21 protein-coding genes and 4 tRNA genes are annotated in these 21,697 nt (G+C 69.9%); 13 read left to right on the forward strand and 12 right to left on the reverse strand.

Annotation, left to right across the window (positions count from 1 at the left end; translation table 11 throughout):
* Window positions 1-412: 412 nt before the first annotated feature.
* From D9T14_RS12095 to D9T14_RS12110, 4 genes are all read right to left on the reverse strand, one after another.
* Window positions 413-2,068, reverse strand: coding sequence for a GTPase (locus D9T14_RS12095; RefSeq protein ID WP_119162752.1), 1,656 nt, complete (start codon window positions 2,066-2,068; stop codon window positions 413-415).
* Complete coding sequence (locus D9T14_RS12100; RefSeq protein WP_119162753.1) at window positions 2,065-3,912, reverse strand: P-loop NTPase family protein; 1,848 nt, start codon at window positions 3,910-3,912, stop codon at window positions 2,065-2,067. The genes D9T14_RS12095 and D9T14_RS12100 overlap by 4 nt, the downstream gene beginning before the upstream one ends.
* A 125-nt stretch (window positions 3,913-4,037) precedes the next feature.
* Window positions 4,038-5,483, reverse strand: coding sequence for a PrsW family intramembrane metalloprotease (locus tag D9T14_RS12105; RefSeq protein ID WP_170175677.1), 1,446 nt, complete (start codon window positions 5,481-5,483; stop codon window positions 4,038-4,040).
* Between the two features lie 133 nt (window positions 5,484-5,616).
* Window positions 5,617-5,689, reverse strand: a tRNA-Arg gene (locus D9T14_RS12110).
* 120 nt (window positions 5,690-5,809) lie between these two features.
* On the opposite strand from D9T14_RS12110, the gene D9T14_RS12115 reads away from it, so the two are divergent.
* The 9 genes from D9T14_RS12115 to D9T14_RS12155 all read left to right on the forward strand — a co-directional run bounded on the left by D9T14_RS12115 (window position 5,810) and on the right by D9T14_RS12155 (window position 14,650).
* On the forward strand, window positions 5,810-7,012 hold the full coding sequence (locus tag D9T14_RS12115; RefSeq protein WP_232012493.1) for an MFS transporter: 1,203 nt from the start codon (window positions 5,810-5,812) through the stop codon (window positions 7,010-7,012).
* Between the two features lie 130 nt (window positions 7,013-7,142).
* Window positions 7,143-7,760 carry an oligoribonuclease gene (orn, locus tag D9T14_RS12120; RefSeq protein ID WP_119162774.1) on the forward strand — a complete coding sequence of 206 codons (618 nt, stop codon included), beginning with the start codon at window positions 7,143-7,145 and terminating at the stop codon, window positions 7,758-7,760.
* 91 nt (window positions 7,761-7,851) lie between these two features.
* Window positions 7,852-7,924 (forward strand) — tRNA-His (locus D9T14_RS12125).
* A 422-nt stretch (window positions 7,925-8,346) separates the two neighbouring features.
* The gene (locus D9T14_RS12130) at window positions 8,347-8,847 is read left to right on the forward strand and encodes a GNAT family N-acetyltransferase (RefSeq protein ID WP_119162756.1); all 501 of its coding nucleotides are present in this window, start codon (window positions 8,347-8,349) and stop codon (window positions 8,845-8,847) included.
* A 62-nt stretch (window positions 8,848-8,909) separates the two neighbouring features.
* Window positions 8,910-9,626: a hypothetical protein gene (locus D9T14_RS12135; protein ID WP_121588322.1), complete on the forward strand. Its 717-nt coding sequence runs from the start codon at window positions 8,910-8,912 to the stop codon at window positions 9,624-9,626.
* Between the two features lie 150 nt (window positions 9,627-9,776).
* Entirely contained in the window at window positions 9,777-11,078 is a 1,302-nt protein-coding gene (locus tag D9T14_RS12140) for a Mur ligase family protein (protein ID WP_119162758.1), read from the forward strand.
* Window positions 11,075-11,848, forward strand: coding sequence for a type 1 glutamine amidotransferase (locus D9T14_RS12145; RefSeq protein ID WP_119162775.1), 774 nt, complete (start codon window positions 11,075-11,077; stop codon window positions 11,846-11,848). The genes D9T14_RS12140 and D9T14_RS12145 overlap by 4 nt, the downstream gene beginning before the upstream one ends.
* Window positions 11,849-12,237: 389 nt before the next feature.
* Window positions 12,238-14,157, forward strand: coding sequence for a heavy metal translocating P-type ATPase (locus D9T14_RS12150; protein WP_119162759.1), 1,920 nt, complete (start codon window positions 12,238-12,240; stop codon window positions 14,155-14,157).
* Between the two features lie 79 nt (window positions 14,158-14,236).
* Window positions 14,237-14,650, forward strand: a complete 414-nt coding sequence (locus tag D9T14_RS12155; RefSeq protein ID WP_119162776.1) for an ArsR/SmtB family transcription factor — start codon at window positions 14,237-14,239, stop codon at window positions 14,648-14,650.
* Between the two features lie 472 nt (window positions 14,651-15,122).
* Here D9T14_RS12155 and D9T14_RS12160 read toward each other — a convergent pair.
* The 3 genes from D9T14_RS12160 to D9T14_RS12170 all read right to left on the reverse strand — a co-directional run bounded on the left by D9T14_RS12160 (window position 15,123) and on the right by D9T14_RS12170 (window position 15,883).
* Window positions 15,123-15,195: transfer RNA gene (locus D9T14_RS12160), tRNA-Lys, on the reverse strand.
* Window positions 15,196-15,249: 54 nt separating this feature from the next.
* Complete coding sequence (locus tag D9T14_RS12165) at window positions 15,250-15,594, reverse strand: GroES family chaperonin (protein ID WP_445648499.1); 345 nt, start codon at window positions 15,592-15,594, stop codon at window positions 15,250-15,252.
* Window positions 15,587-15,883, reverse strand: a complete 297-nt coding sequence (locus tag D9T14_RS12170; protein ID WP_170175676.1) for a DUF3618 domain-containing protein — start codon at window positions 15,881-15,883, stop codon at window positions 15,587-15,589. The genes D9T14_RS12165 and D9T14_RS12170 overlap by 8 nt, the downstream gene beginning before the upstream one ends.
* 281 nt (window positions 15,884-16,164) lie before the next feature.
* On the opposite strand from D9T14_RS12170, the gene bcp reads away from it, so the two are divergent.
* Window positions 16,165-16,644, forward strand: a complete 480-nt coding sequence (bcp, locus tag D9T14_RS12175) for a thioredoxin-dependent thiol peroxidase (protein ID WP_119162761.1) — start codon at window positions 16,165-16,167, stop codon at window positions 16,642-16,644.
* Window positions 16,645-16,845: 201 nt separating this feature from the next.
* On the opposite strand, the gene D9T14_RS12180 is transcribed toward bcp, so the two are convergent.
* The 3 genes from D9T14_RS12180 to D9T14_RS12190 all read right to left on the reverse strand — a co-directional run bounded on the left by D9T14_RS12180 (window position 16,846) and on the right by D9T14_RS12190 (window position 19,926).
* Window positions 16,846-17,883, reverse strand: a complete 1,038-nt coding sequence (locus tag D9T14_RS12180; RefSeq protein WP_119162762.1) for a tetratricopeptide repeat protein — start codon at window positions 17,881-17,883, stop codon at window positions 16,846-16,848.
* 235 nt (window positions 17,884-18,118) lie between these two features.
* Entirely contained in the window at window positions 18,119-18,376 is a 258-nt protein-coding gene (locus D9T14_RS12185; RefSeq protein ID WP_119162763.1) for a GlsB/YeaQ/YmgE family stress response membrane protein, read from the reverse strand.
* A 152-nt stretch (window positions 18,377-18,528) separates the two neighbouring features.
* Window positions 18,529-19,926 carry a tetratricopeptide repeat protein gene (locus D9T14_RS12190; protein ID WP_119162764.1) on the reverse strand — a complete coding sequence of 466 codons (1,398 nt, stop codon included), beginning with the start codon at window positions 19,924-19,926 and terminating at the stop codon, window positions 18,529-18,531.
* Between the two features lie 233 nt (window positions 19,927-20,159).
* On the opposite strand from D9T14_RS12190, the gene D9T14_RS12195 reads away from it, so the two are divergent.
* The 3 genes from D9T14_RS12195 to D9T14_RS12205 all read left to right on the forward strand — a co-directional run bounded on the left by D9T14_RS12195 (window position 20,160) and on the right by D9T14_RS12205 (window position 20,738).
* A tRNA-Leu gene (locus tag D9T14_RS12195) sits at window positions 20,160-20,241 on the forward strand.
* 108 nt (window positions 20,242-20,349) lie between these two features.
* Window positions 20,350-20,568 (forward strand): hypothetical protein, encoded by a 219-nt coding sequence (locus D9T14_RS12200; RefSeq protein WP_121588325.1) that lies wholly within the window; start codon window positions 20,350-20,352, stop codon window positions 20,566-20,568.
* Window positions 20,547-20,738 carry a type II toxin-antitoxin system PemK/MazF family toxin gene (locus D9T14_RS12205; protein WP_119162766.1) on the forward strand — a complete coding sequence of 64 codons (192 nt, stop codon included), beginning with the start codon at window positions 20,547-20,549 and terminating at the stop codon, window positions 20,736-20,738. Before D9T14_RS12200 ends, D9T14_RS12205 begins: the two co-directional genes overlap by 22 nt.
* Before the next feature lie 65 nt (window positions 20,739-20,803).
* On the opposite strand, the gene D9T14_RS12210 is transcribed toward D9T14_RS12205, so the two are convergent.
* Both D9T14_RS12210 and D9T14_RS12215 read right to left on the reverse strand, forming a co-directional pair.
* Window positions 20,804-21,136 (reverse strand): HepT-like ribonuclease domain-containing protein, encoded by a 333-nt coding sequence (locus D9T14_RS12210; protein ID WP_119162767.1) that lies wholly within the window; start codon window positions 21,134-21,136, stop codon window positions 20,804-20,806.
* Entirely contained in the window at window positions 21,133-21,603 is a 471-nt protein-coding gene (locus D9T14_RS12215; protein WP_119162778.1) for a nucleotidyltransferase family protein, read from the reverse strand. The genes D9T14_RS12210 and D9T14_RS12215 overlap by 4 nt, the downstream gene beginning before the upstream one ends.
* Window positions 21,604-21,697 lie beyond the last annotated feature (94 nt).

Consider the following 21,697-nt stretch of genomic DNA (forward strand, 5'->3'; position numbering starts at 1 on the left):
AACGTCTCCACTCGGCCATTGACTACCGGACCCCCAACCAAGTCGACACCGAATGGAGACAACAACACAGGGCAGCAGCCTAAAACCAACCAGTAACCACTGTCCGAAAAACCTATATCACTCCACAGTGACCCCACCATGGTCACACCACCCCACCCACAACCGAAAGACCCCACCCGAACCTGTGGAGAACCGGGACGCGCCCTGAGCCATGAGGTCGCCTGCTCCGCGTGACGGATGTCCCCCGGATCGCAGTCGAGTCGGGAGACGCACCGATCGGCGGGAATGGTCCCCGATGAGGTTTCAGTGCGCCCAGCGGTCATCGACACAAACCGGGGACCGCCCCACTCTCCCGGGAATCCGCAGACCTGCCCCCTTGGACGAGGAGGCTGACCTGCCCGGTTAACATCGGTCAGGAGCCGACCGCCGCCCTGCGGACCGAGGCGAGCGCGTCGTGATGGCGCTGCAGCTCGGTCTCGATGGGGTCGATGACTGCCTCGTCCGAGACCTTCGAGATGGCCTCGGTGAGGGCATCGACGGCCCTGCGCCTCGCCGCGCGGGCCCCGGCGATGACGCCGAAACGGGAGAGCACGCCGAGCAGGATGCCGGCGATCACGCCGCCGCCGGCCAGGACGACGGGCGCCGGAATGTTCCACCAGTCGGGTGTGGGGAGCGTACTCATCGCCAGGTGCTTGAGCAGCAGATTGACACCCAGCCAGCCCAGGCCGGCGATGACGGCGGCCATGAGCAGCCATTGCAGGAAACGCACGATCCTCCACCACCACTGACCCCTGCCGAAGCGCAGGTCGGTGGTTGCGACGGCCCTGTCGAGCAGAGCCGGCAGCTGCTCGAGGCGCCCCTTCGAGGCGGCCCGCACGGCATCGGCCCAGCCCTGCGGCAGCCCGCGCGAGGAATCGTCGCTGATGGCCCGCAGCGCCGTGCCGATGCGGGCCTGCTCGACCCCGCCCGTGGTGGTCTGCAGGCTGGTGCGCTCGATCGCGGTCGGCCCCGACGGGTCGTCGTCGAGTTCCTTCCTCCTGCCATGCGCCCGGTCGAGGCGCAGATTGCGCAGCGGGTCGGGCCGCAAGCTCTGCACCCACGAGACGAAGGGCCAGCCGGTGGCGGCCTGTCCCCGCCTGCTCGTCGAGGTGAAGACGGCCTCGCCGACGCGTCCGACACCGGCCGCCAGGGCGAGTGCGGCGTCCAGCTGCTCGACGCGGTCGGGGCTGACCCGGGCGGGCACGTCCTCGCCGATGGCCCTCGTCAGGGCGGTGGCGGCCGCGTCGATATCGGCGTTCAACCTGGCAGAGCTGGCCCGCTTGGCCCTGACGGTCTCGGCCAGCTTGCCGCTCAGCTCGTCGACGCCCGTGCCGGTGAGCGCCGAGGTGCACAGCAGCGGCACCTCGGACAGTCCCTCGGAGTCGAGGAGCCTGCGCAGGTCGTCGGTGGCCTGGCCCAGTTGCGGGCCGGTCAGGCGGTCGGCCTGGTTGAGGACGACGACCATGACGTCGGCGTGGCCCGCCATGGGCCGCAGGTAGTCCTCGTGGAGGGCGGCGTCGGCGTACTTCTGCGGGTCGACGACCCACACGAGCATGTCGACCAGGGCGACCAGGCGGTCGGCCTCGAGCCTGTTCTCGCGCTCGGTGGAGTCGTGGTCGGGCAGGTCGAGCAGCACCAGACCGTCGAGGCCCCTGCCGGATCCCATGTTCGTGCGCACCGGCACGTCGAGCCAGTCGAGCAGATCGTCGGGGTTGGCGGCGCCCCAGCACGCGGCCATGGCCCGTCTCGTCGTGGGGCGCTGCACCCCGCTGCGGGCGAGCTGGGCGCCGGCCAGGGCATTGAACAGGCTCGACTTGCCCGAGCCGGTGGCGCCGGCCAGGGCGACGATCGTGTTGTCGCCGCTGAAGGCGAGCCGCTGGTCGGCGCGCCGGGTGATGCCTCGCGCGTAGTCGAGGACCTCGCCCTCGACGCGCCCCTCGCTCAGGGACACCGCCTCGGACAGGGCGCCGATGCGCCTGCTCAGTTTCGTCAACGCGGCGCGGCGTCTGCGGTCCGCCCCGATGTTCATGCGCGCTCCCCCGCCTCGTCGATGATCTCGGCGTCGATGACGGCCCCGACCCCGTCCGCCTCGACCCGCTGGATCTCAACGGCCTCACGCGGGACTCCGCCCAGTTGCCTGCCGGCCTGGTCGCCGGCGGTGAGCTCGGCCGGAACGGGCGTCCGGCCGGCGCGGGCGGCCTCGACCGCCGCGATGGCCTCGTCGAGGCGGGCCGCCATGGTCTCGTCCACGGCGAGGTCTGCGAGCAGATGCTGGTAGCGCTGGGCCTCACTCGCCATGAGCTCCCCCACTCGGGTATCGAGATGCTCCTTGGCGGTCTTGGCCAGGCGCCGCACCGCGTCGTCCCCGAAGATCGACTCGAGCAGGCGTTGGGCCACGACGGTGGTGCCGCCGGCGACACCGATCTCGGCACCCGACAGGCCGGCGGTGTGGGCGAAGATGACGATCATGAGAGCGGCCCCGACGCCGTTGACGCCCGCGGCCACCAGGCGGGCCTGGGTCCGTTTCCCCTTGCCCTGCTCGGTGACGAGCTGGAGCACGTCGGCCTGCCAGTCGCGGATGACGCCCCGGGCGCGTTCCTCGAAGCCCTCGGAGACCCTCGCCAGGTCGGGGTGGGCTGCGATGATCTCGCGGCCGGCCGGGTTGGCGCGCCAGGCGATTCCGGCGCGTTCGGCGGCGGCCTGGCCCTGTTCGATGATGAGGGCCTCGAGACCGGATCCGGCGGCCGCGGATGCCTGGACGGCCTGCGACGGCTCGCCCCGGATCATGGAGGTGAGACGGTCGCGCAGCCAGCTGATCCTGTTGTCGATGGCCCTGGTGAACTCGCTCGTGCCGACGTAGTCCTGCCACCGGGTGAGGACCTCGCCGCGCAGCAGGGTGCCGTCGGCGGAGCGGACGCCGACGGCACGGGCTGCCTCGTCGAAGGCCGACTCGGCGTCCCGGCGCAGCTGGCTGAGGACGTCGGCCTGGCCGCGCAGGGCACTGGCGAGCTCGCGGGACTGCTCGGTGATGGCGCGGACGGCACCGTCGAGGGTCTGGGCTATGACGGCATCACGGCGCTGGTTGTCGGCGGCCAGGGTGGCCAGGTAGGTGCGGATCGGCGCCACTGCGGCGTCGGGCAGCAAGCCGGTTTCGTCGGTGAGTGTCTCGGGCACGGCGAACAGCGGCGACTCGGCAAGGCCGCGGTCGCTCATGAGACGGGCCAGGTCGGCGGGCACGAGCTGCATGCCGGCCGGGGGGATCCGGTCGCAGACCACGGCGACGGCCGCGCCCCGCTCGGCGGCGGAGGTGAGGAACTGCCACGGCACGGCGTCGGCGTAGCGGGCTGCGGAGGTGACGAACAGCCACAGGTCGGCGGCCTGGAGGAGCTGCGCGGCGAGCCGGCGGTTGGCCTGGGAGACCGAGTCGATGTCGGGCGCGTCGAGCAGCGCCAGGTCCCGGGGCAGGCTCGGCTCGGGCACGAGCTGGATGGAACCGGTGCCGGTCGTGCTGACGGTCGTGCGGGCCAGGCCCGGCAGGATGCGCTCATCATCGAACCAGCCCTGCTCGGCGGGGTTGAAGATGAGGACCGGACTCGTCGTCGTGGGACGGATGACCCCGGCGCGGGACACCACGCGGCCGATGAGCGAGTTCACCAGCGTGGACTTGCCGGCGCCGGTGGATCCGCCGACGACGGCGAGCAGCGGCGCGTCGAGGTTGGCCAGGCGCGGGAGCACGTAGTCGTCGAGCTGGTCGAGCAGGGCGCGGCACTGGGACCTGCTCTGCTCGACCGACGGGCCGGGCAGGGGCAGACGGACGGACTCGAGTGCGCTCCGCAGGTTTCTCAGCGCACCGGCGAGTTCAGTGGCACCCATGCAGATTCCTTTCCTCCGCCCTGCCGCTGCGGGCCAGGCCGGATCGGTGCGGAGGACAGGACCGCGGCACCGTCGCTGGAGTCGAGTTCACCGCGTGCGCCGACGAGGCGCGGCGGGCTTCCAGGCTATCGCTGGGCAGCCCCGACCGGAATCTGGGCCTGCGGCGGCGCGAAGGCGGGCGGCCTGGGGCGGCGGCGCGGCAGGTGGGCTCGGATCCAGCGCTTGGCGTTCTGCCGGGTCCAGTTGGGTGGTTTGACGGTGAGGCCCTTGGTCGTGTCGAGGGCCAGGCCGCGCAGGGAGCGGATGTGGAAGAGGAGTTCTCGCTCCCTGCCGATGGCGGCGTCGTCGATGAGCCCGTTGATGACGCCCATGCGCAGGTGGGCGAGCTCGGACATGTCGTGGATGAGGCGGACGGTGGCGATCATGCGGCGAGGGCCGCGCAGCGTGGCGGCGCAGATCAGCTTGAGCCGCGAACGGTAGCGGCTGAACATGATCGGGTCGTCCTTGCCGAGCCAGCCGTTCGCGACGAAGTCCTCCAGGCGGGCCCGCATCTGGCGGGACTCAGCCAGGGCCAGGCGGATGTAGCGCACCAGCAGGAAGAGGATGATGAAGGCGCCGATGGTGACCGTCGTCTTCGTGTCGATACCGACCGACTGGGAGCCGTTGAACGCCATGTGGGCGCACACGGCGAAGCAGTACCCGGCCAGTGGCGCGAGGACGCGGACGAGCTTGCTGCGGTTGCGCAGGGCGACGCCGACGCCGACGGCGGTGAAGGTGGCGAACAGCGGGTGGCCCCAGAAGGTGAGCAGGCCACGCAGGTAGAAGATCTGCCGCAGCGCGTCGTCGGCGTCGACGCCGTAGACGAGCGAGCCGTACAGGTACATGCGGATGTAGTAGACGATGTCCTCGACCACGGCGAAGCCGATGGCCGACAGGCCGGCCATCGTGATCATCTGGATGACCGACAAGAACCTGTGCCGCACGAGGATGGCCAGCAGGAACAGCACCGTCGCCTTGGCGGCCTCCTCGACGAAGGGCGCGATGAAGATGGCGGCGCGGACGCTGCCCATCTCGTCGGCCTCGTCGGCCGTGACCATGGCAGAGGCCCATGTGTTGACCATGGCGGAGGCGTAGACCGCGACCGCCCCGCCCCATGCCAGCGCGACGGTCTTGAGCCGCAGCGTCGTGGGCCGCAGCCGGTCGATGAGGAAGTAGGCGACGAGGCCGATGGCGAGCGTGACGAGCGCCAGCTTCGTGCACGTCCACAGCGCCTCGTTGAACTGGGCGAGGGTGGGGGCCGACCGGGTGCCGGCCTGCTGCTCGGTGTAGTCACCGACCGCCTTGGTGATGGTGCCGACGTACATGAGGTAGGTGAGCCACAGCAGGAAGCCGCAGAACGGGAAGAACGCGATCGTCAGCCAGTTGAGCGGGCTGCGGCGGAAACGCTGCCAGCGGGTCATGCCCGGCTCGACCGGGCGCGGCAGCCCGGCGATCCTGCGGGCACGGCGCTCCCGGCGGGCCGTCGACGAGTCGTCCCGGTGCTCGATCGGTGCGGGCGGTTGCGTTGACACGCGGCAAGAGTACCCCGGGGCCATCGAAGGCCCCCTGACTGAGCACGCGCCGGTCGGCATCCCCCGGGACGGTTCAGGGGAGAGATGGAGGTAGGGGCGGCGCACCCACCCCTGGCGCCCCGCCCCTACCGAGCGGCCCGGGTGGGAATCGAACCCACGCGCGACAGATTAGAAGGCTGCTGCTCTATCCGCTGAGCTACCGGGCCCCGCTGTGATGCATTCTAGACGGCACACGAACCGGTCCCGGCCCGTCACGAATCGCATCGCCTGAGCAGCGACTCTGACACACCCTGCCGGAACGCCCCTGATGGTGGGACCATGACGTGGTGGCAGCAGAACGAACGCACCAGTCCATGGCCCGCACACTCGCCGCGGTCTACGGGCCCACCGTTCTCGCCTCGATCGGTTTCGGCGCCGTCATCCCGCTGATCGCCATCCAGGCCAGGGCGCTCGGCGCGAGCGTGGGGATGGCCGCGTTCGTCACGGCCCTCACCGGTATCGCCCAGGTGATCGGTGACCTGCCGGCGGGCACCATCACCGACCGGATCGGCGAGAAGTACGCGATCGTCCTGGCCTGCCTCGTCGATGCCGCCGCGATGGCCGTCGTCTTCTGCTCCGGCTCGCTCGTCGTACTGGCCCTGGCCGTGTTCTGCCACGGGCTCACCGGATCGGTCTTCGGCCTGGCCCGGCAGACCTACCTGACCGAGCGTGTCCCACTGGGCTGGCGTGCCCGCGCCATGTCCACGCTCGGCGGTGTCATGCGCATCGGCTGGTTCATCGGCCCGCTGGCTGCCGCCGCCATCGTCAACCACTGGGGGCTGACGGCGGCGTTCGCCTTCGCCGCCGCCATGTCGCTCGTCGCGGCGGCCGTCACATTGACGATGCCGGGCCTGCCCGGCGAGGAATCGGGTCTGGCCGGCATCAGGCAGCGCAACCGGGGCGAGCACGCCCGCACCCTCTCGGTGCTGCGCAGGAACCGGCACGTCCTGCTGACCCTCGGCGTCGGGTGCCTGGCCCTTCAGCTGGTCCGCGCGGTGCGCCAGACGATCGTTCCGCTGTGGTGCGAGGCGCACGGCGTCTCGGCCGCCACGACGAGCCTCGTCTACTCGATGTCGATGGGCTGCGACGTCCTGCTGTTCTTCCCCGGCGGCTTCATCATGGACCGGCTCGGCCGCCGCTGGGTGACGCTTCCTGCGATTCTCACGATGAGCATCGGCCTGCTCGTCCTTCCCCTGACTCATCACGTGGTGACGATCGCGCTCGTCGCCGCGCTGCTCGGGCTGGGCAACGGCGTCTCGTCCGGCATCATCGTCACGCTCGGCGCCGACGCCTCACCGGCGTGGGGCCGCGCCCAGTTCCTGGCCGGGTGGCGCCTGTTCGCCGACTCCGGCAACGCGCTCGGACCCCTCGTCGTGAGCGCCGTCGCCGCCCTCGCCGGGCTCCCCGTGAGCGCCCTGACGGTGGGCGCGATCGGGCTGCTCGGCACCTGGTGGCTCTCCCGTCACGTGCCGCGCGCGGTCGAGGGCTGAGAACCGGGCGGACCGCATGGTCCGGGGCGACCGGGCACGAGAGAGGACTTGAACCTCCACGATCCCGGCCCCCGCGTCGTCGGACCCGGCTGGGGCGCCGGGGCTAGAGTTGGCCGACGTGAACAACAACATGCTGGTGTGGATCGACTGCGAGATGACCGGGCTCGACCTGGCCCACGACGAGCTCATCGAGGTGGCCTGCCTGGTCACCGACGGCGAGCTCACCATCCAGGGCGAGGGCGTCGACGTGCTCATCAAGCCCAGTGACGCGGCGATGGCCAACATGGGTGAGTTCGTCACCGAGATGCACACCACGTCGGGGCTGCTCGAGGAGCTGAAGACCTGCACGACGACGATGCGCGAGGCCGAGGAACAGGTGCTCGCCTACATCAAGCAGTACGTGCCCGAGCCGCGCAAGGCGCCGCTGGCCGGCAACACCATCGGCACCGACCGCACCTTCCTGGCCAAGGACATGCCCGAGCTGGAGGGCTACGTGCACTACCGCAACGTCGACGTCAGCTCGATCAAGGAGCTGGCCCGCCGCTGGTACCCCCGCACCTTCTTCAACGCCCCGGCCAAGAACGGCAACCACCGGGCCCTGGCCGACATCATGGAGTCGATCGAGGAGCTCATGTACTACCGCGGCGCCGTCATGGTGCCAGAGCCCGGCCCCACCGCAGACGAGGCCAGGGCGATCGCCGCCAGGTGCCAGGGCCGGATCACCGGCTTCGGCCGCACGGCCGAGTGAACTGCCCCAGCAGCCCTGCGCGTGGCCCGATTTGGGGCAGGACCCCCTGGTCGGCTACTATGTCCTGGCTGCCTGCTCGCAGGCGGCAATGGTGGATGTAGCTCAGTTGGCAGAGCCCCTGGTTGTGGTCCAGGTGGTCGCGAGTTCAAGTCTCGTCATCCACCCCGACAAGAGCCCCGATCGGTACGGATCGGGGCTCGTTCAGCATCTGGCCCGAGAATTCGGAGAGTGATGCCTCGGCGGCCTCTTCCACGACCAGGCACTGCCCTTCCACGGCTGCTGCCAGCAGGACTCACAGCGCCGCACTGAACTCGTCGTGCTGCGGCACCCCGGCCGAACTGGGGAGAGGCACTCGGCCTCGTTCAACGCTTCGTCGACATCGACCAGGCCTCGTGAGAAAACCGGTCAGGTGAAGCGCCAGCAGGGTGGATACGATGAGTCCACGAGGCGCTTAGTGGGGCAGCGCGAAAGCGAGATTGTCGAGCCCGAAGGCATCGGCGCGCAGAGTTCCACGCGTCACGTGGCGACAACGGAGCAGGGCTCCGACCAGAGGATCGAGACACCGGTGACCACGGGAAAGGCAACAATGAGCATCACCGTCGAGCAGCTCACGGACCAGGACGTCGAGGACGCTCGCGCCGTGTGGAACGAAGTCGTCGCTGCCGGCGACGCGTTCCCGCAGACCGACCAGCTGGGCCCTGAGGAGGCCGCCGGCTTCTTCGCCGACCAGTCCTTAACCGGCGTCGCCAGGGACACCAGCAGCGGCCGAGTGCTGGGCGTCTACATCCTCCACCCCAACAACGTCGGCCGGTGCGGCCACATCGCCAATGCCAGCTACGCGGTGGCTCGGGCCAGCCGCGGCCAGGGCGTCGGGGAGCAGCTGGTGCGGCACAGCATGGGCACGGCGGCGCGGCTGGGCTTCCGCATCCTCCAGTTCAACGCGGTGGTCTCGACGAACCATTCGGCCAGGGCACTGTACGAGCGGCTCGGCTTCGTCGAGATCGGCCAGGTCCCCGGCGGGTTCCGCCACGACAGCGGCGACTACGCCGACATCACCCTGTACTATGCGGACCTCACCCGCTGCTGAGACCACCGGTTGAGCGTGAGAAGGGTACCCCGTGGGGGCCGTCATCTCATAAAGTGCGCCCCATGACTATCTACCCTCTGATGAACGTACTCGTGTCAGTGCTCGCTGTCATCGTGCTGATCGCTTTGCTCGTCCTTGTCATGGTCAAGATACGTCCGGGCCAGCCCCGCACCCTCGCCAGTCTCGGTGTCGGCTTCCTGCTCGTGGACCGCGTGTGGAACCTCGTCTATTACCAGATGACAAGGGGATTCTTCACCAGTTTCAGCGAAGCACCCTTCATCATCAATCTGATCGTCTCCAATGTATTGTTCTTCGCGGGGGTATTTCTGCTCGTCTACGCCGCTATCAAGGCCGCGTCCAACCAGGTGACGCCGATCAGCCATGTCCAGCAGCCTTACGAGCAGATCCAGCAGCCTGCCGCGCAGCAGCCGATGCCGGAGCAGCCTGCACAGGCCCCGCAGTACGGCTACCAGCCGCAGTACGGGAGCCAGCCCGGCTACCAACCCCCGGAACAGCAGAACCAGCAGCCTGATACCCAGCCCCAGCAGTACGGGTACCTGCCCCGGGAGCAGTACGGCGGTCAACCCGGCTACCAGCCCCAGGAGCAGCAGGCCCCGCAGTATGGCTATCAGCAACAGTATGGCAACCAGCCGCAGGAACAGGCCCCCCAGCAAGACACCCAGGATCCGGCTGAGCAGAGCCCCGACCAGAACGCCTGGGCCCAGCCCAACAACCCGTACGGCCAGCCGCAGAATCCCTACGGTCCGGCGCAGGGCTGACGACGCGGCGCCGACCCCGCCCGGTCAGGTACGACGTGGTGACCGGGGCACGGGCGGGTTTGGGCGCCGCCTGAGCGCGCCGCGGGCTCCGGATGTTCGCCACCGCCGGCCTGCGCGTGCCTGTCGCGTGGTGCTGCCACAATAGGAGCCATGGCCTCACAACCGTCAGCTCAGATCCCCCACGGGCGCCCGATCGATCCGGCACTGCCCCGCCGGCTCTGGCGCGACACGGCGATCGGGATCGGGAACCTCGTGGCATGGGCCTCCCGCAGGGCCGGACGCGGCAGCGGCGCCTCGATCAGGGGCCAGGTCATCACCCGGCTGTACCCGATGATGTTCACCGAGCTCATCGCAGGACGACGCATCGCCGCCGTCTCGGGCACGAACGGCAAGACCACCACGACGCACCTGCTGACCGCCGCCGCCGAGGCCGCCTGGGGCAGCCGACAGGTCGTGACGAACGCCGACGGCGCGAATCTGCGCGAGGGCATCGCCTCGGCGCTGTCGCAGAACGTCAAGGCACCCATCGCGATCCTCGAGGCGGACGAGCAGATCGTCCCCGACCTCATCGCCAAGGGCCGGCCCGAGGTGCTCATCATGCTGAACTTCAGCCGCGACCAGCTCGACCGGCACCACGAGATCGCCTCCCTGGGCAGGAAGTGGCGCACCGCCCTGACCACGGCCGGCGAGAAGGCCCCGACCGTCGTCGCCAACGTCCACGACCCGCTCGTCACCTGGTCGGCAGAGGCCGCCGGGAAGGTCATCTGGGTCGACATGGGCCTGGGCGGATGGACGGCCGACGCGGCCCTGTGCCCGAGCTGCGGCACGATCCTCGACTACGACGCCGATGGCTCGTGGAACTGCCCCGGCTGCGAGCTGGGCCAGCACCGGGCCGACTACACGGTGCGCGGCGACGAGGTCACCGGCCCCGGCGGGGCCCACTGGACGTTCGACCTGCAGGTGCCGGGGCGTTTCAACCGCGGCAACGCCACCTGCGCGCTGGCCGCCGCGGTCGAGATGGGCATCGATCCGCAGATCGCCCTTCAGGCGATGAGCACGGTCAAGGCCCCGGCGGGCCGCTTCTCGGTCGGCACCTTCGGCGACAACAAGGCCCGGCTGCTGCTGGCGAAGAACCCAGCCGGCTGGGCCGAGTCGCTGCTCGTCATGGACTCCGACCCGGTCGTCCTGGCCATCGACTCGGCGATCGCCGACGGCACCGACGTCAGCTGGCTGTGGGACGTCGAGTTCGAGAAACTCGCGGGCAAGCACGTCATCTGCACCGGGCCGCGCGCCCAGGACCTGGCGGTGCGCCTGTCCTACGCCGAGGTGGACCACGAGGTCGTCAACTCGATCAGTGAGGCGATGGCCCGCCCCTACGAGGGCACCGTCGACGTCCTGGCCACATACACGGCCTTCCTCAATCTCTGCAAGATGGGTGGTGTCGAGTGGTGAACGAGCCAGTCAAGATCGTCGTCGTCTACCAGAGCCTGCTGGGCATCTACGGCGACCAGGGCAACGGGACGGTGCTCACCAAGCGGCTGACCTGGCGCGGCATCGATGCCCGGCTCGTCACCGTCGAGCCCGGCCAGCCGGTGCCCGACGACGGCGCCGTCTACCTGCTGGGCGGCGGCGAGGACCTGGCCCAGGTCACCGCCGTGCGTGAGCTGAAGGCCGACGGCGGGCTGTTCCGTGCCCTGGACAAGGGCGCCGTGCTGTTCGCCGTCTGCGCCGGCTACCAGATCTGCGGCACGAGCTTCACCGTCGGCGACCACGACGAGGTCATGGAGGGCCTCGGCCTGCTCGACGTCACCACCCGCCGCGCCCCGCAGCGGGCCGTCGGCGAGATCCTCACCCGCTGGACGCGGCCGGACGGCACCGAGAGCCTCATCACCGGCTTCGAGAACCACGGCGGCCACACCCGGCTCGGCCCGGACGCCAGACCATTCGCGCAGGTCGAGCTGGGGGTCGGCAACTGTGGGGACGGCACCGAGGGCGCCGTCCAGGGCAAGGTGATCGGCTCGTACCCGCACGGGCCGAACCTGCCGCGCAATCCTGAGCTGGCCGACCACCTGCTCGAGCTGGCGCTCGACACCCAGCTCGGGCCCCTGCCCCATGCCCGGCTCAACGCCGAGCTCGACGAGCTGCGCCGCCAGCGCATCAACGTGGTGCGCCACTCGAAGAACCTCGCCGAGGACACCCGGTGGCTCGGCGAACGCCAGTGAGCGTGGACCGCCCGACCGTGCCACTGTCCGGCCTCACGTGAGGCTCCTGGGCCATTCCCTCGTGGGCCTCGCCCGCTCTACCGCTGCCAGACAGCCGTGTCGGCCGCTTCCGCCCCGCGTGGCCGGACCCACCTTCTTCGCGGGTGTTGCTGCCGCCTATGTAGAGGCTTCCGCCCCGCGTGGCCGGACCCACGTCTCGTGATCCGCACCGGCCACGACCTCGCCCCCGTCACGGGTGATGTCAGGTCCTGAGACGTCACGTGGAATGGGTGGCCAAGGATCATCACATTCCCTACTATCTTCGCATGTACGAAGATATGAATTCGTGCAGTTTCTGATGTCTCAAGGGTCCGCTGGGCCCTTCCCGATCGTCTGGAGGCCGCACCGCCATGAGTGTGCAGGATCCCGTCACGACACCCACCAGCCCCCACTCCCCCGCGCCCCTGCGCGAAGAATCCCTGCTGCACCGCGTGGACCGGGCCGAGGCGGCGCGCGCCCTGTTCGTGCTGGCCTGCACGATCGCCCTGGCGCTCGGCCTGGACTGGCCGGGGCCCCGGCTACCGCTGGTCGCCGCGATCGGTGTCGTCGTCGGCTGCTGGCCGGTCGTCGTCGAGGCCGTCGAGGATCTTCGGGCCCGGCGCATGAGCATGGAATTGTCGATGCTCATCGCGATCATCGCCGCGACTGCCATCGGGGAATGGCTGACCGCCCTGCTCATCACCGTGTTCGTCCTGGCCGCCGAGATCCTCGAGGACCTGTCGATGAACCGAGGCCGTGACGCGCTGACCGATCTCATGGCCTTCCTGCCCGACCGGGTGCAGGTGCGCACCCCTGGCGGCCTCGTCGAGGTGGGGCTCGCCGAGGTGCGCGAAGGCGGGATCGTCGTCGTGCCACCGGGCGGCCCGATCCCGGTCGATGGGCTGGTCGTGGCGGGACACTCAAGTGTCGACCAGTCGCGCATCACCGGCGAACCACTGCCCGTCGAGCGCACCATCGGGGATCGCGTCTACGCCGGCTCGGTGAACCAGCTCGGGGTGCTCGAGGTCGAGGCCGAGCAGGTGGGCGCCGACTCCTCGTACGGGCGCATCGTCGAGACGGTCCGCGCAGCCCAGCAGACGCCTGCCCCCGCACAGCGGCTCGCCGACCGGCTGGCCGGCTACCTCGTCTACATCGCCCTCGGCGGCGCCGCCCTCACGTGGCTGCTCACCAGTGACCTGCGCGCCACCATCTCGGTCGTCATCGTCGCAGGGGCCTGCGGGATCGCGGCCGGCACTCCCCTGGCGGTACTGGCCGCCATGGCCCGCGTGGCCCGCACCGGCGCGTTCGCCAAGGGCGGCGTGCACCTGGAGCGCCTGTCGGCGGTCGACACGGTCGTCTTCGACAAGACCGGCACGCTCACCGCAGGTCGCCCGGCCGTCTCGGCCCTGAAGCCCGCCCCGGGCGTCACTGGCGACGGGCTGCTGGCCGCCGCCGCTGGTGCGGAGCTGTTCAGCGAGCACCCGCTCGGCAGGGCCATCGTCGCCGAGGCCACCGCGCGCGGCCTGAGCCCGGCGGAGCCCACCGGCGTCGACTACGAGCCGGGCCAAGGGCTCACCGCCCGGCTGGCCGGGCGCACCGTCCGTGTCGGCAACAGGGCCCTGGTGCCCGCCGCCCAGGGCACCGACGAGCAGGTGACGGCGACCTGTGTCCACGTTGATGTGGACGGCCGCTACCTCGGCTCGATCCTGCTGGCCGACACGGTGCGCGACACGGCAGCGGGTTGTGTGCAGGCGCTGCACGCCATGGGGCTGCGGGTCGTGGTCGTCACCGGTGACTCGTCGGCCTCGGCAGAGGCAGTCTGCGAGCCGCTCGGCGTGGACGAGATCCGTGCCGGTCTGCTGCCGCACGAGAAATGCGAATTCGTGAAGCGACTCGCCGCCGCCGGTCGCCGCGTGGCGATGGTCGGTGACGGCGTCAACGACGCCCCCGCGCTGACCGCCGCCGACGTGGGCATCGCTATGGGCAGCGGCACCGAGGTGGCCCGGGCCAGCGCCGACGTCGTCCTCATCAGCTCCGACCTGGACGACCTGACCGCTTCGATCCGCACGGCACGCCGGGCGCGCAGGATCGTCCTGTTCAACTTCGCCGGGACGATCATCGTCGACCTCGTGGGCATGGTGCTGGCCGGGTTCGGGCTGCTCGGACCGGTCGCCGCGGCGATCGTCCATGTGGGCAGTGAGGCGGCGTTCATCCTGAACTCGGCGCGCCTCATCCCGGCGGGCCGGGCGAACCAGCAGCACGGCGACCACTTCCCTGCCGAAGGCACCTGATGTGGGCGGACCTGGTGGCAGGACCGCCGTGGACGGGGCGGGGCGGGGCGACGACGAACCCGGCACCTATCCTTGCCTCATGAGCCGCGACGAGAAGACCTGCACCTTCGACATCGACAGCTCCTTCGTGGAGCTCGCGGTCGAGGTGTTCGCGCTCATGGCCGACGCGACGCGCATCCAGATCATCCTCGCCCTGCGCGATCACGAACTGCCGGTGAACGCCCTCGCCGAGATCGTCGGGAAGGCGCCGGCGACCGTCTCGCAGCACCTGGCCAAGCTGCGGCTGGGTCACATGGTGAAGACCCGCCGCCAGGGCACCCAGATGTTCTACTCGCTCACCGACGAGCACGCCCGCCGCCTCATCACCGAGGCGGTCTTCCAGACCGAGCACGCGCTGAGCGACCGGCCGCTGCACCATGCCGGGGTGATGGACCCCGAGCGGCTGCGCAGTGAGGCCGACAAGGAGCTCACGAAGACCGTCGGCAGCGAGTGAGGTCTCCGGCCAGCCGGGGTGTCGCGCCACGCGATGCGCCTCCCCCATCCACCGGGCTCGCTGCCGCGGGCCTCCGGCCGTCCCGCCGCTCCTCGGCCGGCGCCGACACACCCTCACGCCCTGACCGGTGGGCGCGCAGAAGGCTCCGGCCCGCACCGAGCGCCGGAGATCCACGAAACCAACCCGCACCCCCACCGACGAACCCGACCCATGGCCAGGCACCGCGTTCTCCTGGGAAGACGAAAACCGCATCCTGGAAGGCTGGGCTGGCCGCTGGCGACATGACACGCCGAGCCCCTATCCGCACATTCCTGGCACCAACAGCTACCCGACTCCGCCGAGGCCGGGCCGGCCACTGGCCACCATGACACGTTGCACCACTATCCACACATTCCTGCCGCTGACCCCGGATTCCCGGCGGGCCGCGGCATGAAAGATCCCCACCGCTTCGGCGGTGGGGATCCTCTCGTTGTGCGCCGCCAGGGACTCGAACCCTGAACCCACTGATTAAGAGTCAGTTGCTCTGCCAATTGAGCTAGCAGCGCGTGCGTCAAGGAACTATAGGTCTTTCCGCTCGATCGCGCAAATCGCCGGCTGTCTCACAGGTACAGACCGGTCTGCCCCTCGACCAGGTTCTCGTCGGCGACGGCGTGCAGATCGCGTTCGCGCAGCAGTACGTAGGCCTTGTTGCGCACCTCGACCTCGGCGCGGTCCTGGGGGTCGAACAGCACCTTGTCGCCCACCGAGACCGCCCGGACGCTGGGCCCGACGGCGACGACGCGGGCCCACGCCAGGCGGTGGGCGATCTGCACCGTGGACGGGATGAGGATCCCGCCCTCGGAGCGGCGCTCCGCCTTGTCCTCGTCGACGCTCACGAGGATGCGCTCGTGGAGCATGCGGATGGGCAGCTCGGGCCCGGGGGCAGGGGTCTGCTCGTCAGCCACGGATGGCTCGCACGACGCCGCGCACGGACAGGCCGAAGACGGCGACACCGACGACGGCAAGGGCGATGGTGCCGATACGGTCCCAGCGGGGGCCGGACTCGTCGACGAAGGCGCTCTTGGCGCTCTCGTAGCTGTCGCTGGCGAAAGTCTTGGCCTCGTAGACGGCCTGGTTCTTCATGGCCGTGGGGTGCACCGTCGCTGTCAGGCCCTGCACGCTGCCGGCCACCTGGCGGCGCGAGGCCGCGATGCGTGCCCTGATCTGGTCGATGTTGGTCTCGGACTTGGCCACGACTTCCTCCAGTTGCTCAGACCCGCACCGGCCACGGGCGCGGGGACCATCGTTGGGACCGCTGCGGGCCTGTGCGCCTCACGGTGCGGGTCCGCCAGCGATACTGCCCTACAGCCTATTCCCACCACCACCCCCGATGAGCAATCGGGGCCGGGCAGGCAGCTATCCGTGTCGGACGGCCCGGATCGATGAAGCTCCCCGAGTCCCCCATGACCGCGGCCATGGCATGAGGAGCACTGATCGTCCTCCAGGATTCGCCCAGGCCCTCTATGGTTGGGGCCATGACTCAGCTGACTGATGGAGCCCCGGCCCCCGAGTTCGCCCTGCCCGACGCGGACGGGCAGACGGTGCGCCTGTCCGATCACCGTTCCCGCACGGTCGTCCTGTACTTCTACCCGGCGGCCCTCACGCCCGGCTGCACGACACAGGCGATCGACTTCACCGGCCAGGTCGAGGCCTTCGCCGAGGCGGGCGTCGACATCATCGGTGTCTCCCCGGACACCCCCGACAGGCTCGTCGAGTTCCGCGAACGCAAGAAGCTCGCGGTGACACTGCTGGCCGACCCCGGGCACGAGGCGATCGACGCCTACGGGGTGTGGGGCGAGCGGATGATCTACGGTAAGAAGATCACCGGCCTGATCCGCTCCACCTTCATCATCGACGTGGACGCCGACGGGACAGGCACTGTCCGTAGGGCGATGTACAACGTGCGGGCCACGGGGCACGCCGAGCGCATCGCCCGCGAGCTCGGCATCGGCTGAGCACTCGGCACCGGCTGAGCGCTGCCGACGCGGCACTGCCCGGAGCCGAGAACACCGCCTGGCGTCTTCACCGAGGGACTGCACGTGCACGCCCTCGGCCCCACGCCCGCACTGGGAACCCGAGCGTCAGGGCCCCTGGGCGTCAGCGGGCTCAGCAGACCCCCGGGCGCGAGCCCGGGAGCGGGACGATACGCCCAGGGATCACAGGTCGCGGGCCGTGGGACCCTGCTGGCGCAGCTGCTCGCGCAGGTAGTCGACTGAGGTGCGGGCCGTGACGGTGTTGGGGTCGTCCGGCCCGAACTCGGGTTCGATGTCGGCCAGGATCGCCTCGAAGACCTGCAGGGACTCGGCGACCCGACCCTGCTGGGCGAGCAGGTTTCCCCTGTTGCCGCGCACCGCCAGCGTGAACGGGTGGGCCGCGCCCATGGTGGGACCCACCTCGTCGGCGAGCCGCCCGAATTCAGTGATGGCCTCGTCGGCGCGTCCGATCTTGCCGAGCAGCTCGGCGTAGTTGGCGCGGGTGACGAGGGCGTCGGGGTGGTCGGCGCCCAGCACCCGGGCCTCGTCGGGGATGAGCTGTTCGTAGACCTCGGCGGCGCGGGCGGGCTGCTCGGACTCGAGCAGGCACTCGGCGAGGTTGGCGCGCAGGGCCAGGGTGTCGGGACGGTCGGCGCCCAGCACGCGGCTCTGGTCGGCGACGAGCGTCTCCAGTTCGGTGGCGGCCTCGTCGCTGTGGCCCGCGCGGCGCAGCATGTCGGCGTGGTTGGCGCGGCTGACGAGCACATCGGCGTTGTCCTTGCCGAGCACGGCGGTCTGGTCGGCGACGAACTCGGCGTACAGTTCGGCGGCCCTGGCCGGTTCACCTGCCTCACCGAGCCAGCCGGCGTAGTTGGCGCGGGTGGTGAGCGTGTTGAGGTGGTTGCGGCCGAGCAGGCGCTCCATGTCGGCGGCGAGTTCCTTGTTGAGTTCGGCGGCCCTGGCCGGGTTCCCGGCGCTGCCGATCCAGTGGGCGTGGTTGCTGCGGCCCAACAGCACGTCGGCGCTGTCGGCGCCGAGGACGCGCTCCAGGTCGGGCAGCAGCTGCTCGTAGAGGCGGGCGGCCCGGGCGGGGTCGCCGCCCTCCCCCACCTGGGCTGCCAGGTTGGCGCGGCTGGACAGCACCGTCGGGTGGTCCTTGCCGAGCTCGCGGGTCTGGTTGATGATCGTCTGCTCCAGCGCGCTGATCTGCTCGGACGTCATCGGTGCATCGCCTTCCTGTCCCTGTGGTCCCGGGTCCTGGCCCGTCGTGGCGCCGGTGCGGGCCCGGCAGGTCCAAGTGTCGCAGATCGCGGTACCCGCGCCGACACGCCCGGCAGGCCCGGGGTGGGTTCGGGGCCGGACCGGCGGTCTGCACGGGTGCGAACAGCCCCTGGACGCGACAATGCGCGCCCACCCGAGGGGATGGACGCGCACGAGACGATGCCGAGCCTGCGGCCTACTTCCGGTCGGTGATGAGGCCGTGGACGAACAGCACGAGGACCGAGCCGCCGATGGCCAGCAGCCAGGTGGTCGGGGAGAAGAACGATCTGAGGCTCACGCCGAACAGCGCGCTGCCGAGCCAGCCGCCAACGAGGGCGCCCGCGGCGCCGAGGAGCATGGTGACGAACCAGCTGTCGCTTCCCTGGCCCTTCATGATGCGCTTGGCGATGGAGCCGGCGATGAGGCCGAGCAGGAGAAAACTTATGAGGCCCATGGGAACGTCCTTTCGCTGGGCTCGGCCCCTGCGCGGGGCACGGCGATTCTCGGGCGGGACACGACAGCCCCTTGGGGATGAACTAACGACAAGTCGAGCTTAGCCAGGGCGTTGAGCCGGGGTCGGCTGTTCCGTGGCCATTCAGGGTACGGTCAACCCTGCGGTTCACCCGCGCGTAGTGTCTCCAGTTGACTGCGCGTGGCGGCGGTGCTCTCGTCGTCGGGGCCGAGTGCCTGCTCCTTGTCGGCGAGTACCGACTCCATGAGCCCGATGGCCTGCCCACGGTCGCCGAGGGCACCGACGAGGCGGGCGTACTCGTGGCGGGACAGCAGCGTGGCCGGGTCGGTGGCGCCGAACAGGCGGCTCTGGTCGGCGATGAGGGCCCAGAACAGCTCCTTGGCGCGCAGCTCGGCACCGTGGTAGCCGAGCTGGTAGGCGTGGTTGTAGCGGTCGCGGAGGGTCTGCGGGTCGTCGGGCCCGAAGACCCGCTCGTCGTCGGCGATGAGTCGTTCCAGCTCGTCGAGGCCCTGCTCGGCCGCGCCCGCGAGCAGCCGCCAGACGGCGAGCACGCTGCGGCAGCGCAGCGTCTCGGGGTTGTCGGGGCCATCCGCCCGGGTGCGGGCGGCGACGACCCTCTCGTAGACGGCGGCGGTCTCGGCGGCCCGGTCGGCCAGCGCGTAGGCCTGGCCGAGCCATTCGAGGCTGGTGAGGGTGTCCGGGTGGCCGGCCCCGAGCACCTGTTCACGGTCGTCGGCGACGGCGGTGAATCCGGCGGTGGCCTCGTCCAGGTGACCGGTGCGCAGCTGCCAGTAGGCCAGTTCGTGGCGCACGGTCATCGTCTCGGGCTCCCGCGGGCCGCGCAGGCGGCTCTCGTCGGCGGCCAGGCCCTGGTAGACCTGCAGGGCGGCGTCGGCGCGGCCGAGGCGCCCGAGGACCGCGGCGTAGGTCTCGCGGGCCGCCATGAGCAGCGGCGAGTCGGCGCCGAGCACGCGCAGCTGGGCGGGCAGCAGCTGCTCGTAGACGTCGATGGCCTCGGCCAACCGGTCCTGGTCGCGCAGCGCGGCGGCCAGGGCCGAGCGGGCGTCGAGCACCTGCGGGTCGTCGTCGCCGAACACCCGCACCAGGACCGGGACGAGCTCGCCGTAGACCTGGGCGGCCTGCCTCGTCTGGCCGGCTTGCAGGTGCCAGCCGCCGGCCCCGGCGCGGACGGCGAGCGTGTTGGGGTCCTCCGGGCCGTAGACGCGGGCCATGTCGGTGGCGAGCGCGGCGAACAGGGCGGCCGCCCGGGGTCCGTCGCCGGACTTGCCGACCCAGTTGGCGTGGTCGTTGCGGGCCACGAGGGTGACTTGGTGGTCGGGCCCGCCGATGCGGGTGCAGTCGGCGATGAGTTCCTCGTAGAGCGCCGCCGCGCGGGCAGGGTCGCCGGCCTCGCCGATGTCGTCGGCCTCGTCGAGCCGGGCCGCGATGACGCGCGGATGATCCGGGCCGTACTCGCGTGCCAGGTCGTCGATGCTGGGCTCGGGGGCGGCGGGCTGGTTCTGCTGCGGCATGACCGCACCCTACCGGCCCGGGGACGACCCCACCGAGCGGCAGACACCCGGACGAGTGGGCCTGCTCGTCCGGCATCAGGACACGCCTGATTGCGGAGGGCATCATCCCCTGTTGGCGTGGGATTCCCGGCTCTTCCGGGACGATCCTCCCCCGCCTCGATGGAATCCTGCCCTGGTGGAGCCCACCGCCGCACTGCGCACGCGGGCCGGGGTGGTTAGACTGAACGGGCCCAGCCGGAGTGGTGGAACTGGTAGACACGCAGGATTTAGGTTCCTGTGCTTCGCAGCGTGAGGGTTCGAGTCCCTTCTCCGGCACTTGCGATCCGGTCTTCGTCCGGGTCCCCGCGCTCACCGCGGCGGGCTCTTCAACGACACAGGTCCAGCTCGGTGCGAATGCCCCGTACCGCGGGTCATACTTTAAGTATGATGATGACGACCATCAAGATCGGCAGCGCAACGCGCGACCGGCTCAAGGCAGCCGCCGCCAGGCACCGCCGCACACTGGGCGAGCAGATCGACGCCATGCTCGTAGAGGAGGGACGCGGAGCCCGCCTGCGGAAGTTCCGCGAGCAGATCGCCGCGAATCCGCCGGACCAGTCCTATTTCGATGAACTCGAGGAATGGCAGAGCGACCGATGGTGAATCTCGCGGCCGGCCAGGTCCACTGGGCCAGGCCCGATCCCGGGGTCGGGCGCGAGCAGACGGGCAGACGCCCCGTGGTCGTCGTCAGCGGGGATCCTTATCACGAGATCGCCACGACCCTCGTGATCACCGTGCCCGTGACGTCCGTGGACAGGCACCGTGAATTCTGATCCAAGGGACCGGACCCTTCGTCTTACGACACGATGTTGGACGAGCACATAGTGGCACCCCAAGGTCAATTCTCACCAAGCCGGGCTCGCAAGACATCAACAACCGGAGGCAAGTTACCCTCAACGGTTTCCACGATGATCACACTGTTCACGAATGCATAACCATGTGCCATCCGGTTCCTCATCCCTCTCATCTTCGGCCATTGATCGCCCAGGATCGAGGTCAGGACACCATCCTCCACATGCATGAGGGAGTCAATCCCTGCTGAGAGTCTCATGGCGATGGCATCGAGCGTCAGCTGGTCGGACAGATCTCGTTTGGAGTACTCCACCGCATGATCGAAATGCTCAAGCGCCTCAGCGATGAGTTCTTCAGTAGTTCGGTTCTGCCGACTCACAGTGGGACCGCCTCGCCAAGAATGCGTTCCCGCATGGCGGGACGGATGGCGGTGTCAGGAACAAGGTCGACACTGTCTCCGAGTAGTTCCTCCAACTCGATCTCGAGTCCGGCAAGGTCCATGAGGCCTAGAGGCCGTTCCATGTGGAACAGCAGGTCGATATCGGAATCCTCGCGCTCTCGACCGGTAGCCACCGAGCCGAAGACACGGACGTTCGAGCCACCCGCCTTCTCGATGAGGTCGATGACGGCTCTGCGGGACTTGCGGAGTCTGCGCGCACGTGGCGTGGTGCCGTGGAAGTGGATGAGTCGTGACACCTCGGGCTGGCTGCGTCCGATCTGCCGTGCGATCTCACCCTGAGAGATCCCCTCGGAAGCTGCCTTGCGAACGGCTTCGACCAGTCGGACACGCGCCTGCCGGATCGCCTCGTCCGTCTCGCGGGCGATCCGTGCCAGGTCCGTCACCATGGCTCGTAATATAGCAAATGCTATATCTACTCGCCAGAGCCTAATCAGGATGAGGCGGCGACGCTCGGTCACCGCCTCACCCCTCACTCTTGAG

Source organism: Propionibacterium australiense, from assembly GCF_003666605.1.
Taxonomy (GTDB): Bacteria; Actinomycetota; Actinomycetes; order Propionibacteriales; family Propionibacteriaceae; genus Propionibacterium; species Propionibacterium australiense.